The sequence below is a fragment of the Roseovarius aestuarii genome, from assembly GCF_019966515.1.
Classification (GTDB): Bacteria; Pseudomonadota; Alphaproteobacteria; order Rhodobacterales; family Rhodobacteraceae; genus Roseovarius; species Roseovarius aestuarii.
In genome coordinates this window covers 78,600-93,295 of record NZ_JAIMIB010000010.1, presented here as the reverse complement: position 1 = coordinate 93,295, position 14,696 = coordinate 78,600, and the positions used below count along the sequence as shown (strand labels likewise).

Below are 14,696 nucleotides of genomic sequence, written 5' to 3'. Positions count from 1 at the left end.
GTCAGCCGTGCTGCGCCGTGGCACCATACCTTTGGTTAGTCAGGAGGCTCTTATGCTGCGTCAGGTTGTTTCAATACTGCTTATCACAAGTTATTCCACCGTCGCCGCCGCTGAGGATCCATTGCCCGACAGGCGCCCGGTGGTCACCCGCGATGTGGATTTTTACGGTGCTGACCTTGATCCATTGTTCGACACCACATTCGAGGCGTGCCAAAAGGCTTGTCTTGCAAATGCCACCTGCAACGCCTTCACCTACAACAGCCGCTCAAATGCCTGTTTTCCAAAGAGCAGCGTCTCCGAGAGACAATCTTACGAGGGCGCGATTTCGGCCGAAATACTCTCGACCGATCCGCGCGCTCTTGCGGGTGCGCAAGCGCGTGCCGATGATCTGGAATTTCTCTCGGCCGGTGATCTGCGAAATGCACGTGATCTGGCGGAAAACATCGGCTGGCGGCATCCGGCCGATGCGTGGGATGTCGAGACGATGCTTGCCGCCGCCCGTGACCGCGAAGCAAAAGGGGATCATCTGAATGCCATGCGCTGGACCGGCGCCGCGATCTCACGCGCGGATAGCAGCGATCTCTGGGTCGAATACGCGCGGCTTTCACTGCTTGCGAAATCGCAGAGCAGTTCTGATATGCGGCGCTTTAAGGCGCAGTCCGTTAAGGCATCCGTCAACGGGTATTTGCGGGCGCTGAGCGATCCCGCGCGGGTCTCGGCATTGGCACAAATGGCGGCGGCTTTGGAAAATAACCAGCGCGGGCGTGATATGATCAGTGCCTTGCGATTGGCCCAAAATATCCAACCACGTCAGGACACCGCGAAGGCATTGGAGAAGGCAATCGCGAAATACGGCTTTCGTATCACCGAACATCGCAGCGATAACGAAAGCGAAGCACCTCGCCTCTGCGCTGAATTTTCGGAGTCGCTGATCAAGACGGGCACCGATTACACGCCCTATGTGCGCCTGCCCGACCCGCGGTTGGTAGTGCAGGCCGAGGGGCGCCAGATTTGCATTGATGGCGCGCAGCACGGTCAGCGGTACAGTATTACGTTCCGCAAAGGATTGCCGGCCGCCAGTGGTGAGGCGCTGCACAAGGATGTCGAGTTGTCGCTTTACGTGCGCGATCGCTCGCAGGCGGTCAATTTTGCGGGACGCGCCTATGTTCTGCCCAAGGCTGCCGATGCGTCTCTGCCGATTGAGACGGTTAATCTGGATAGTGTCGAACTGCTTTTGCGCCGGGTCAGTGACCGCAACTTGTTGCGCGCCATTCAGGACGATTATTTTGGCAGGCCGCTCAGCGAATATCAGGATCAGGCGTTTTCCAACGATGTGGCCGAGCAGGTATGGACCGGCGTCGGTGAGGTGCAGAATGAACTGAACCGGACGATGACGACTCGTTTGCCGCTGGGCGACGTGCTGCGCGATCAGCCACCGGGTATTTACGCGCTGACCGCGCGGGTAAAGGGGCGCGAGATTTATGACGACCCGGGCGCGACGCAATGGTTCGTCCTCACCGATCTGGGATTGACCACGCTGAAGGGCACCGATGGGTTGCATGTATTCGTGCGTGGCCTGTCTGATGCCGCGGCGCGGCAAGGGGTTGAATTGACACTGCTGTCTCGCGCCAATCGGGAACTGGCGAGTTTGCAAACCGATGCGCAGGGCCACGCACTTTTTGCACCCGGCCTAACGCGCGGCACGGGCGGCGCGGCGCCGGCACTGGTGTTGGCACGTGCGGGCGAAGACGATCTGGCCTTTCTGTCGTTGACCGACCCGGCGTTTGACTTGTCGGATCGCGGGGTCGATGGTCTGCCTCCCTCCTCTCCGATCGACGTGTTTATGGCGACTGACCGCGGGGCCTATCGCGCGGGTGAGATGATCCATGCGACCGTGCTTGCCCGAGACGGCCAGGTGGCGGCGATCACTGGCCTTCCGCTCACTGCAATCCTGAGCCGTCCGGATGGTGTGGAATATGCCCGCCATCTCTCAGCCAGTGACAAAGCAGGCGGTCATGTGTTCGGGATACCTATCGGCGATACCGCGCCGCGTGGCACCTGGACGATCGAGATCAAGGCCGATCTAGACGCGCCCGCGTTGGTCAGCCGTCAGGTTCTGGTCGAAGATTTCCTACCGGAACGGATCGACTTTGATCTGTCGCTGCACGTCTCTAAGATCCGCGCGGGAGATACGCCACCTCTGACGGTCGATGCACGGTATCTTTTTGGGGCACCGGGGGCCGGGTTGCGGGTGGAAGGGACGGCCAGCTTGAAGGCCAAGAACCAGTTGCCGGAATTTCCCGGTTACGCATTTGGCCGCTATGATGACATTGTCAGTGCACAAACCAGCTATCTTGATGGAGGTGAAACCGGCTCGGACGGCAAGGCCATGCTGCCCCTACCGATCCCACCGGCCCAACTTGCCGACCGACCGTATGAGGTAGAGGCAGTCATTCGTGTTCAAGAAGGTTCGGGCCGTCCGGTCGAACGCAGATTGACCCGGTTGCTGGCACCTGTGGGTCCAATGATCGGCATCAAGCCGGGCTTCGACGGTGTGGTCCCGGAAGGCACAGATGCGACGTTTCAGTTGATCGGAATTGGCCCCGACCTCAACCCGACACCGATGCAGCTTCGCTGGACGCTGAACCGGGTCGAGACCCGGTACCAGTGGTATCAGCAGTACGGCAACTGGAATTGGGAGCCGATCACCGCTCGCAGCCGCGTGGCGACAGGAGAGATGGCGTTGCAGGGAAACCCTGTGACGATCTCAGCGCCAGTGGATTGGGGGCGCTATGAGTTGGTAGTCGAGCGTCTGGGCGGCAGCTATGTCGCCAGTTCGACGGATTTCTATGCCGGGTGGTATGCGCCCGCCGACGTTTCGCAAACGCCTGACACGCTGGAGTTGTCTCTGGACAAGCCTGGATATCGCAGCGGCGACACGGCACAGCTGCGGATCACGCCGCGCTACGCCGGTACCGCGATGGTCACAGTGATGTCAAACCGGGTGATAGACATGCAGGCCGTTGAGGTGGCCGAAGGCGAAAACCTGATCCCGCTGACGGTTACCGACGAATGGGGGGCCGGGGCCTATGTCACGGCGCAGGTCATTCGCCCGATGGACGTTGCCGCGGGTCAAAACCCCGCCCGCGCGCTTGGTCTGAGCTATGCCAGGATTGATCCGGCTGATCGACGGTTGGATGTCAGTATCGAAGCGCCGGACAGCATCAATCCGCGCGGCGCCCTGGACGTGTCGCTGAAGGTCGAGGGGCTGGATGCGGGACAGACCGGCTACGTCACCCTCGCGGCAGTTGATCTGGGCATTCTGAACCTCACCGGTTTCGAAAGTCCTGACCCGAGCGCGCATTACTTTGGTCAGCGCCGATTGGGGGTCGAGATTCGTGATCTCTATGGCCGTCTGATCGACGGGATGAACGGCGCTGCGGGACGGGTGCGCTCGGGCGGGGATGCGGGCAGTGGGATGCAACTTAAATCGCCGCCGCCGACCGAAAAACTGGTGGCGTTCTTCTCAGGACCGGTCACCGTGGGCCCCGATGGCCTAGCGCGGGCGCAATTCGACATTCCGGATTTCAACGGCACTGTGCGGCTGATGGCCATCGCCTGGTCTGATACCGCGGTGGGGCAGGCAGAACGTGATGTGCTGGTGCGAGACCCGGTGGTGGTGACCGCAACGCTGCCGCGCTTTCTGGCGCCGGGGGATGTCAGCCAGATGCTGCTTGAAATCGTTCATGCTGACGGACCCGCTGGCCGGATGGGCCTGGATGTGACCGCGTCCGGCGAAGCATTGACCCAGGATATCCCGTCGGGTGTTGATCTAGCAGATGGGGATAAGCTGGTGCTTAGACTTCCCATAACGGCCGATGAGACGGGCGATCATCAGATACGCGTCGCCCTGACCACACCGGATGGCAAGCAATTGACCAAGACGCTAACCTTGCCAGTCCGGACAAATGACCCGGCAGTATCGACAACCCGGCGTTTTAAGCTTGCGGCGGGGGATACGTTCACGTTGGACAAGGATGTGTTCAGCGGTCTACGCGTTGGCTCGGGCAGTGCGGTGATTTCTGCGGGCCCACTGGCTAGGCTGAATGCCCCGGCGCTTCTGACGGCGCTAGACAGGTATCCGTACGGCTGTACCGAGCAGGTGACCTCGCAAACCATGCCGCTGCTCTATTTCAATCAGGTGGCGCAGGCGATGGGGCTGGGCAATGCCGATCAGGTTGACAAACGCATTGACCAGGCGATCGCCCGTATTCTGACACGCCAGTCCAGTAACGGTGCCTTTGGCCTCTGGCGTGCCGGTTCAGGTGATTTCTGGCTTGACGCCTATGTTGCCGATTTCCTGTCGCGCGCCCGGGCCGAGGGGCATGAGGTGCCCGCACAGGCCTTTGCGATGACGATGGATAACCTGCGCAACCGGGTGAACTATGCCCCGGACTTCGACAAGGGCGGAGAAGATATCGCCTATGCGCTGATGGTGCTGGCGCGTGAGGGGGCCGCACGAATGGGAGATCTGCGCTACTACGCCGATGTGAAGGCCGGGGCGCTGGCCACACCGCTTGCCGTGGCGCAGCTTGGGGCGGCGCTTGCCGCTTATGCTGACCAGACCCGCGCAGATCGGCTGTTTGCTCAAGCTGGTAAGATGATCGGCAGTCAGCCGACCTCGGAAACCCAGGTTTGGCGCGCCGATTACGGGACCCATCTGCGTGACCGGGCGGCGGTGCTGACCTTGGCGGTCGAGGCGGGTAGCAATGCGATTGACCGGGGCCTTCTGAGCGGCACGCTGGTTGCCGAGGGACCGCATATGTCTCCGCAGGAGCAGGTCTGGACATTGATGGCAGCACAGGCGTTGATCGATGACCCCAGTACTGCCGGGCTGACCCTGAATGGCGCTGAGGTCTCCGGCCCGCTGGTGAGAATGGTCGAGGCCGATACCCTGACCCCACAGGCGATCCGCAACGCTTCGACCACGGATACCGACATCACCCTGACAACGATCGGTGTGCCCGAGGTGCCGGTTGACGCGGGTGGCTATGGCTACGCAATCGAGCGGCAGTATTATGACATGGACGGCAATCCCGTTAGCCTTGATGGGGTGCAGACCGGTTCGCGGTTGGTGGCGGTGCTGAAAGTATCGCCTTTCGAAAAGGGCGAGGCGCGTCTGATGGTCAATGATCCACTTCCGGCGGGGTTGGAGATCGACAATCCAAACCTGCTGCGCTCGGGTGATATACGAGCGCTGGACTGGCTCAACCCGATCGAGGCGCGGCATACCGAGTTTCGCGCCGACAGGTTTCTCGCGGCTGTAGACTGGCGCAGCAACAAAGCGTTTCAACTGGCCTATATCGTGCGGGCCGTGTCGCCGGGGCAATATCACCACCCGGCGGCCACGGTCGAAGACATGTATCGCCCCCGCTATCGTGCACGCACGAATACCGGCGAGATGGCGGTGTCTGAATGAAAACGGAGCCGGGCAAATGAAAGGATATACTTTTGCTTCGTGTCGATGGCGCGCGCTGGATCGTGAGGGGGACGATTCATGCAGGCTGGCTCGCACCGACGTTGGTTGGATTTTGGTGGGACACGCGCGGTTTCGCGATGAAAGTGGTTTTGCTGCATTGGATTACGTTGTGCGATGTGATCAGGAATGGAGCACTCTTGGGGCGGATGTGGCAGGTGTTCACCAGGGACGTGAAGTGAAGCTTCAGATTGTCCGTGAAAACGATGTCTGGACGCTAAATGATGTGCAGCAGCCCAAAGTAGCTAACTCGGAATTCATAGATTTTTCTTTCACGCCAGCAACAAACGTGATGCCGCTTTGGAAACTTGCCGGAACGTCGTCTGACCGGGTGAGAATTTCTGCCGCATGGCTAAAATATCCAGACACAGAATTGCGCCCGCTTCATCAGGAGTACCGGAAAACAAAATTTCCCGGCCGTGTCACATATCTTGCTGAACAAACTGGTTACAAAACAACGCTGCAGGTCGATAACTCCCGCTTCGTGACGCTGTATCCGGGAGTGTGGGAAGGAGAGGTGACCCATGAAGCGACTTGACCGTCTGTTCGCTGCGCTGGCTATCTGTCTGCTCTTGCTCGCCTTCAGTCGGGACGTGCTTGACAATTGGATTGACGCTACCGAATTACCGCAACTGATCAGCGAGACGTCGGTTGAAGTGCGCGACCGCAACGGGGAAATGCTGCGCGTCTACACCGTGGCCGACGGGCGTTGGCGGTTGGCGGTGCACCCGGATCAGCTGGATCATACCTATCTGGACATGCTGATTGCCTACGAGGACAGGCGGTTTTATCAACACCCCGGGATAGATGCGCGGGCGATGTTGCGGGCGGTGGCGCAAGCGATATGGCATGGCCAGATCGTTTCCGGCGGGTCAACACTGACGATGCAGGTGGCCAGGCTGCTTGAGGAAAGCGGTACCGGCAAATGGCGCGGCAAGCTGCGTCAGATGCGGGTCGCTTTGGCGTTGGAGCGGCGATTGAGCAAGGCTGATATCCTGACGCTCTACCTGACCCACGCGCCTTTTGGCGGCAATCTGGAAGGGGTGCGCGCTGCCAGCCTGGCGTGGTTCGGCAAGGAACCTGGTCGCCTGACACCGGCCCAATCAGCGCTGCTTGTGGCCCTGCCGCAATCGCCCGAGGCACGTCGTCCGGATCGCGACAGAAACGCGGCCCGTGAGGCGCGGAATCGGGTGCTGACACGAATGTCATCGCAAACTGTCATTGCAGAAGACGCCGCGCTCGCCGGTTTGGCTGAGCCCGTCCCCGGCATTCGCCGCCCGTTCCCGTTGCTGGCGCCGCATCTCAGCGATCAGGCACGTGCAAATGACGCGCTGGCGGTTACACATCAGCTGACCCTCGAACGAAAATTGCAGCAAAGCCTTGAAAGGTTGGCGAAATCCACGTTGCAGGGCCTGCCTGAAGATCTGTCTGTTGCAATTGTGCTGGCCGATCATCGCACTGGTGCGGTGTTGGCGTCGGTCGGATCAGGCGACTATGCTGCGACGGGCGGTGGTCAGGGTTATGTCGACATGACCCATGCCCTGCGATCGCCCGGATCGACCCTGAAACCGCTTGTCTACGCGATGGCATTCGACCGGGGCCTAGCCCATCCGAATACGCTGATTAATGATCGCCCGGTCGCCTTTGGCAGTTATGCACCGCAGAATTTTGACGGACGGTTCCGGGGTGAATTGCCGGTGGCGGATGCTCTGCGGCAATCGCTGAACATTCCGGTAGTGCTGCTGATGGATGAGATTGGTCCGGCGCATCTGATGAACGCTCTGAAGCGTGCCGGTGTTGAAGCGAAGGTGCCGGGTGGGCAGGCCGGTCTGGCTGTTGCGCTTGGCGGCGTTGGCGTAACGCTCTACGATCTTGTCCAGCTTTATTCGGTTTTCGCGAATGGCGGGGAAACAGTTCCGCTGTATTGGCGGGCAGAAAACCCACCGGATGCACCAAAAACCACGGTCATCAGCCGATCCGCAGCATGGCAGGTCTCGAGCATTTTGGGATCACTGCCACCGCCATCGGGTGCGCCGTCTGGGCGTTTGGCCTATAAGACTGGCACATCCTATGGCCATCGCGATGCCTGGGCAGTCGGGTTTGACGGGGCGCATGTGGCGGGCGTCTGGATCGGCCGGCCCGATGGTACACCGGTACCGGGGGCCTTTGGGGGTGAACTGGCGGCTCCGGTGCTTTTCAAGGCGTTCCAGCGGTTGAAATCCGAGCCTGACCCGTTACCGCCGCCACCGCCGGAAACTTTGATTGTTTCAACGGCCGAATTGCCCCGCCCGTTGCGGCGCTTTGCGGGCCGTGATGCGGTGTTCGAGGCAGCGCCCGATGCACCCAAACTGGTGTTTCCCCCCGATGGCGCAAGGCTGTCTGCTAACGGCGCGCTGCCGGTCAAGATGCGTGACGGCAAGCCGCCGTTCACCTGGCTGGCCAATGGCACGCCGGTTCTGATCGGCGCACGCGGACGAGAGGCGCTACTGCCTGGCATTTCCGCAGGTTTTTCAACGCTTTCAGTTATTGACGCGTCCGGCCGATCCGCCCGGGTGAGGGTGCGGGTCGACTAGGCGCGGAGATGGGATTACATCCGTTCGATGGCCAGCGCGATCCCCTGTCCGCCACCGATGCACATTGTGATCAGCGCCTTTGATCCGCCGATACGCTCCAGCTCGTAAAGCGCCTTGACTGTAAGGATGGCGCCGGTCGCGCCGACCGGATGGCCAAGGGCGATCGCGCCGCCATTCGGGTTCACCCTGGCGGCGTCGAGACCAAGCCCCTTGTTGACGGCAAGGGCCTGCGCGGCGAAAGCCTCGTTCGATTCGATGATGTCGAAATCATCTACCGACAGCCCGGTACGCGCCATCAGGTTTTCGACCGCTGGCACCGGACCGATGCCCATCACCTGCGGGCGCACACCAGCATGCGCATAGCCCAGAACGCGCGCCTTGGGTTTCAGCCCTGCGGCCTCTGCGGCCTCAGCGCGGGCCATTACCACGGCTGCGGCGCCGTCGTTAATTCCGCTGGCATTCCCCGCCGTTACAGTGCCATCCTTCTGGAAAACCGCGCGCAGACCGGCGAGCGTTTCCATGGTCGTGGCTTTGGGGTGTTCGTCGGTGTCAAAGGCAACCATATCGCGCTTGACCTTGACCTCAATCGGCACGATCTGGGATTTGAAATGCCCCGCCGCGATTGCGGCAGCGGCGCGTTTCTGACTTTCTGCTGCAAAGGCATCCTGATCCTCGCGGCTGATATCATGTTCGGCAGCGACGTTTTCGGCGGTCACACCCATATGGCCGGTGCCAAAGGGGCAGTTGAGCGCACCCAGCATCATGTCGAGCGTGCGAATATCGCCCATCTTTGCCCCCCACCGCTGGTCCTGTACGATATAGGGTGATCGGCTCATGCTTTCCGCGCCCCCTGCAAGGGCGAAATCCGTATCCCCAAGCATCAGGTTCTGTATCGCAGAAACAATGGCTTGCGCGCCCGATCCGCACAGGCGGTTGACGTTCATGGCGGGCGTCGTGTCGGGTATACCGGCATCCATCGCGGCGATCCGGGAAAGGTACATGTCGCGTGGTTCGGTATTGATCACGTGACCGAATACCACATGGCCAATCTGCCCAGCTTCGACGCCAGAGCGCACCAGCGCTTCGCGGGCGACAATGGCGCCCAATTGGCTGGGGGGAACCCCAGCCAAAGAGCCGCCGAAAGTACCGATTGCGGTACGCGCACCATCTAGAAGAACGATATCGGTCATTGGAAACCTCCCCGGAATCTGAACGAGTCGCCCAAGGCTAACGCAAAGCTACGGGCCTGCAAATGTGATGTTACGTCACCCGTCCGTCTGAAACATCTGTCAGGGCGCAGGTAGTGCGGCGCGCCCTTCGTCGGTCAGCACCCAGCAGTCGCGCCCTTCAAAGGCCGCGGGCCATAGCGGTCGGCCCCACCCGGCGCCACCATCAAGGTCAATCCGGTTGCCGAAATGCGCCGGGTAGTCCAGCGGCGTATGCCCGTGGATGATGAGCCAGGGAAAGGGCTCGGTATGGGCGTGAAATTCGTCACGTATCCACATAAGGTCGTCGGGCGACTGTTTTTCAAGCGGGATGCCGGGGCGGATACCTGCGTGCACCAAAAGCAGATCGTCAGTGAGATGATAGAGCGGCAACCCAGCCAGCCAGTTGCGGTGAGCAGCCGGTACAGCTTGCAACGCCTCGTCATGGTCGGGTCGGGACAGGTCGTAAGAGGCCAGCGTTTCGACGCCCCCCAGACGATGGTGCTGCCAGCTATAGCCGGGTTTGCTGAGCCGCGGGTTGTCGATCCTGCCCTGCTCGAGGAAATCCAGAAACATCTGGTCGTGATTGCCCCGAAGCGTGATCCACTTACGCCCGTTTTCCTGCCCGGCGATCAGCGTGTTGATCACGCCGCGGCTGTCTGGGCCACGGTCCACATAGTCGCCCAGAAAAACGATCCGGGTGTCGGGGCCACCATCGGCCTTGATCCGCGAGAGTGCCTCTTCGAGCGATGCCAGCTGGCCGTGTATATCCGGAATAACGTAGAGCGGTTGGGTCATGCGCATAAAGAGCCGGGGTGATGGCGAAATGTCCACCAGAAAATCAACGGGCGTTTATTTGCTGCCGTGAGATAGGGTGGTTGTTATGGTCTGTTCCCACAAGCCCATGGTCGTCACCCCGCAGTCTGGCAATAACTCGGCTTTGGGCATTCAAGCAGGAAACTCGTTCGGCTCGGTTCGAGTCTAAGCCAACAATTTTTTGCTCTGTCGCGAATGTCTTCTGGCGCAGAAATTTAATGCTTGCTAAAGGTCTTTCTATGGTTTGCCGCGCAATCAGTTTATGCAAATTTTGCCTGATCTTTGTGACTATGTTCGCAATGGTCGCGATTGGTTTCGCACATCGGGCGGCGCAACCTTCACTGTCTCCAGAACTGGTAGCCTATGTTGCTGCGGGAGGATCCCTCAGTGATATTTGCGGCACAGCAGGTGATGAGGGCAACGCTCCTCTGATAGATTGTGAAGCATGCCGTATCAGCGACCACCTCGGCATGCTGGGGAGCGGCTGTCACACAGTCGCAACGAGTACACCAAAGGTATTCATCTTTGGATTTGTCGCAAAACGCATTGCTGAAAGCCAAGGCCTCGACCCTGCGCGGCTGGTTCGCGCGCCACCACAAGCCTGATTTCATTCAATCAGAACCTTAACTTAGCCGCATCCAATCGTATGCGGCTCATCAGGCTTGGAGCCCTTCAATGACTATTTTCGATACAGACGCGCAGCCTGAGGGCAGCGCAAACAAGATCTATTTCGCCGCGTGGCGCTGGCATTTTTATGCTGGGCTGTTCGTAATCCCGTTTCTGACCATTCTCGCATTAACTGGAATGATGATGCTGTGGATTGCCTGGATCGACGGGCGGGATGGAGAACGGACGGCAGTTGTCCCCCAAGAGATCGGGCTGTCTGTCTCGTCCCAATCCGAGGCTGCGGTGGCTGCGGTTACGGGCGGCACGCTCAAGCAATATGTCGCCCCCCGGCGCGATGATTTGGCGGCCTTGTTTCGTGTTGATGCGGATGGCGAGGCAACGATGGTTGCCGTTGACCCGTATACCGCTCAGGTGATCGAAACCTTCCCACGCCGTAGCGGCTGGTATGACTTCCTCGACAACATTCATAGTGACCTCATGCTGGGCGTGGTGGGCGATCGAATGCTGGAAACCGCAGCGTCATTGGCCCTCATGCTTGTCGCGACCGGGCTTTATATGTGGTGGCCACGAGACGCAGGGTGGCGCAGGGCACTGACGCCAACCTTAGGCGCAGGGCGCTCTCTTTGGAAGTCACTACACGGAGTGGTGGGCATCTGGATGTCCGTTTTTTTAGTCTTTTTCCTGATCTCTGGCCTTGCTTGGGCGGGTATTTGGGGCGGCAAGATGGTGCAGGCCTGGAGCCAGTTCCCGGCGGAGAAATGGGATGCTGTCCCTCTTTCAGATGACACACATGCAAGCATGAATCACGACCGGCGCGAGGTGCCTTGGGCATTGGAGCAGACACCGATGCCTGCCTCGGGCAGCGATGCGGGTATCGCGGGTGTTTCTGGCTCTGTGACCCTTGATAGCATTGATCTGTTGGCACGTGCGATTGGGTTTGAAGCACGTTATCAGCTTAACGTGCCATCCGGTGACACAGGTGTCTGGACGCTCAGCCGCGACTCGATGAGCACAGACAGCACCGCACCAACAACCGACCGGACGGTGCATGTTGATCAATACACCGGCAAAATCCTCGCGGACGTGCGCTATGCTGACTATTCTTTGGCTGGCAAGGCGATGGCAGTTGGTATTGCGCTGCATATGGGAACACTCGGTTTGTGGAGCGTCTTGGCCAATACATTGGTTTGTCTTTCGGTCCTGTTTCTATGTGTAAGTTCGGTGGTGCTCTGGTGGAAACGCCGGCCAACTAAAGCGGGACGTCTCGCCGCGCCACCTATGCCAAAAGAGATGCCGCTATGGCAGGGTGCGGTTCTGGTTGGCCTTGGGGTGTCAATGGCCTTTCCGATGGCAGGGATTGCGCTGCTAAGTGTGCTGGCGCTTGACCTGTTGGTTTTGTCAAAAATGCCGAGGCTTCGCCAAAGCCTTACGTGAACCGAAGGGCGGTGCGCTCCGATCCGGCGCGCCTGCTAAACTTCGCCAATAATGACGAGGCCGGCATTCACTGCGGTAAAACTCAAGCCGGCCTTGTCCGCAAAGCAGTCTGACGCTGGGATGGAAGCGGAGCTATTGCCGGGTGGCGGTCAGTTCGAAAGCGATCTCAACCGCGAAGCCGAGAGAACCCTCATCCTTGACATCCGCGCCGATGCCGAAATCACGGCGGTCAACGCTGAGAGTCCCGCTGGCGCTTGCGGTGTCGCCGTTGATTGTCAGGTCAAACGGCATCTCGACCGCGACGGATTGGTCGCGGATGCTGAGCGTGCCCACCGCCATATGTCCACTGCCGCGCGCCATCAGATCGGCTGAAAAACGCGCTGTCGGATGGGTGTTGGCCGCAAGATAACCCGCGCCCTTGGCCTGTTCACCGATTGACCCCAGCGTCAGAGAGGTGGTGGCGATGGTCACCTCGACCTTCCCGTGTCTGCCGATATCATCGGGGGCCTCGTCATAGCTGATATCGGCTGTCCAGTCCGCAAAGCTGCCGGCAACATCAGACCCCATCTGGCGCACAGAAATGGTCAATGCGCCCTCTTCGACCTGCCAGTCACTTTCGACCTGTGCCAGCTCGGGTGCGGCAGCGGCATCCCCTACCACCGCATGAGAATGCGCAAACCATCCCAGCATCGACGCGCCGCCGAGGGCAGAGGCCCAGATCACCAGTGCGGTGATGAAGGGCAGAACATGGTTGGGCTGCTGTTCGGTCGGCTGTGCTGGCGCATAACCGGGCAGCATGCGCCGCAGGGTGGCATCTCCATCGACCACATGATGCTTCAGCGCACCGATAATATGCAGCGAGACTGCGCCCACCAGGACCCATTGCAGGGTGTAGTGTAGTGTGCTGGTGAAACCTGCCAGATGTTCGTTCTTGGGCACGAAGGGCAGGGATTGGCCGAAGGGCCACCAGATCGGTGCAAATCCGGTGGTGGCGGCGTGATGTATCCAGCCGGTCAGCGGCACCGCCATCAGCGAGCCGTAAAGCAGCCAGTGAACGGTCTCGGCCAGCCATGCCTCGGGCGCGTTATCGCCGTTCAGCAGGCCGGGCTTGGGCTGGCTGACAGCCCAGAGGATACGGGCGAGGGCCACGAAAAAGACACTCACTCCAATGGTTTTATGCAGCGAAAACAGTGTTGCCGTCAGTTGCAACGTGGCCTCATCCGGGGTGATGGACGGATCCCTCAACCCGTGAGCCAGATTGCTGGCAATGATCCCCAGCGGAATGGCCGACAGGATCAGCAATGCGGTCAGCCAGTGAAAGGTCTTGGTGACAGACCCATAGGAGGTGGGCGAATTGTTGTAGGGCATCACGTCACATCCTGATTGCGATCTGCTAGACTGTAGCTGATTGCGCCAGCGGGGCAATTGCAACCTGCGCATAACCTTCGTGCAGCGACGCGCCGCTGATGCCAGGGCAGGGGCTTCGGCGTTGCCACCGCCGTGCAGGCGGGGTATCGGGGAAAAAGAGTAAAAGGAGACAAGATAAATGAGCCGAGCATTCGTTTTTCCGGGGCAGGGCGCGCAGACCATCGGGATGGGCCGGGAACTGGCCGAGTCCTGTCCCCAGGCACGGGCCGTTTTCGACGAGGTGGACGAGGCGCTGGGTGAGAAGCTCTCGACGCTGATCTGGGAAGGCGATCAGGATGAGCTGACGCTGACGCAAAACGCACAACCGGCACTGATGGCGACCTCGTTGGCGGCGATGCGTGCGCTGGAGGCCGAAGGGGTGACCATCGAGGCGGCCTCCTGCGTGGCTGGGCACTCGCTGGGTGAGTATTCGGCCCTGGCCGCAGCCGGGGCGCTGAGCATCGCCGATACGGCGCGGCTGCTGCGCATTCGCGGTGAGGCGATGCAAAAGGCGGTACCGGTGGGCGTGGGCGCGATGGCGGCATTGCTGGGGCTGGATTTTGATGCGGCTCGCGAAGTTGCCAAAGATGCGGCACTTGCCGAAGTGTGCCAGGCGGCCAACGACAATGATCCGGGGCAGGTTGTGGTCTCGGGCCACAAGGCCGCGGTGGAACGCGCGGTTGAGCTTGCCAAGGAACGTGGCGCCAAGCGGGCGATGCTGCTGCCGGTCAGTGCACCCTTCCATTGCGAGCTGATGGAGCCCGCTGCCGAGGCGATGGCGCAGGCACTGGACGGGGTAGATATCTCGCACCCGAACGTGCCGGTCGTTGCCAATGTGCTGGCTGAGAATGTCAGCGATCCGACGACAATCCGATCTTTGTTGGTGGAACAGGTTACCGGCTCGGTCCGGTGGCGGGAATCGGTGATGTACATGTCGGCACAGGGTGTCGATGAGGTGTGGGAAATTGGCGCAGGCAAGGCCCTTTCGGGCATGGTGCGGCGGATCAACCGCGATATGACCAGCCGCACGGTTGGCACGCCTGATGAGGTCATGGCCGCTGCCGAGGCGCTGCGGAACGCCTGAGCCGCAGCGGCGCA

Annotated in this window: 9 protein-coding genes; 6 read left to right on the top strand and 3 right to left on the bottom strand. The window is 60.4% G+C overall.

Annotated elements, in window-relative coordinates:
- Positions 1-52: 52 nt before the first annotated feature.
- From LC334_RS13250 to pbpC, 3 genes are read left to right on the top strand one after another with little or no spacing between them, the layout of a single operon-like run.
- The gene (locus tag LC334_RS13250) at positions 53-5,479 is read left to right on the top strand and encodes an alpha-2-macroglobulin family protein (protein ID WP_085800848.1); all 5,427 of its coding nucleotides are present in this window, start codon (positions 53-55) and stop codon (positions 5,477-5,479) included.
- 16 nt (positions 5,480-5,495) lie between these two features.
- The gene (locus LC334_RS13245; protein WP_085800849.1) at positions 5,496-6,074 is read left to right on the top strand and encodes a putative glycolipid-binding domain-containing protein; all 579 of its coding nucleotides are present in this window, start codon (positions 5,496-5,498) and stop codon (positions 6,072-6,074) included.
- Positions 6,061-8,109 carry a penicillin-binding protein 1C gene (pbpC, locus tag LC334_RS13240; protein WP_085800850.1) on the top strand — a complete coding sequence of 683 codons (2,049 nt, stop codon included), beginning with the start codon at positions 6,061-6,063 and terminating at the stop codon, positions 8,107-8,109. The genes LC334_RS13245 and pbpC overlap by 14 nt, the downstream gene beginning before the upstream one ends.
- A 14-nt stretch (positions 8,110-8,123) precedes the next feature.
- Here the strand turns inward: pbpC and LC334_RS13235 are convergent, their stop codons facing one another.
- Both LC334_RS13235 and LC334_RS13230 read right to left on the bottom strand, forming a co-directional pair.
- Complete coding sequence (locus LC334_RS13235; RefSeq protein ID WP_085800851.1) at positions 8,124-9,299, bottom strand: acetyl-CoA C-acyltransferase family protein; 1,176 nt, start codon at positions 9,297-9,299, stop codon at positions 8,124-8,126.
- 99 nt (positions 9,300-9,398) lie between these two features.
- The gene (locus tag LC334_RS13230) at positions 9,399-10,112 is read right to left on the bottom strand and encodes a metallophosphoesterase family protein (RefSeq protein ID WP_085800941.1); all 714 of its coding nucleotides are present in this window, start codon (positions 10,110-10,112) and stop codon (positions 9,399-9,401) included.
- A gap of 236 nt (positions 10,113-10,348) precedes the next feature.
- Between LC334_RS13230 and LC334_RS13225 the strand changes: the two genes are divergently transcribed.
- On the top strand, positions 10,349-10,735 hold the full coding sequence (locus LC334_RS13225) for a hypothetical protein (protein WP_139836408.1): 387 nt from the start codon (positions 10,349-10,351) through the stop codon (positions 10,733-10,735).
- 70 nt (positions 10,736-10,805) lie between these two features.
- Complete coding sequence (locus LC334_RS13220; protein WP_085800852.1) at positions 10,806-12,191, top strand: PepSY-associated TM helix domain-containing protein; 1,386 nt, start codon at positions 10,806-10,808, stop codon at positions 12,189-12,191.
- A gap of 132 nt (positions 12,192-12,323) precedes the next feature.
- On the opposite strand, the gene LC334_RS13215 is transcribed toward LC334_RS13220, so the two are convergent.
- Positions 12,324-13,559 (bottom strand): cytochrome b/b6 domain-containing protein, encoded by a 1,236-nt coding sequence (locus LC334_RS13215; protein ID WP_085800853.1) that lies wholly within the window; start codon positions 13,557-13,559, stop codon positions 12,324-12,326.
- A gap of 178 nt (positions 13,560-13,737) precedes the next feature.
- Here LC334_RS13215 and fabD point away from each other — a divergent pair, with 178 nt between their 5' ends.
- Positions 13,738-14,682, top strand: coding sequence for an ACP S-malonyltransferase (fabD, locus tag LC334_RS13210; RefSeq protein ID WP_085800854.1), 945 nt, complete (start codon positions 13,738-13,740; stop codon positions 14,680-14,682).
- The last annotated feature ends 14 nt before the right edge of the window (positions 14,683-14,696 follow it).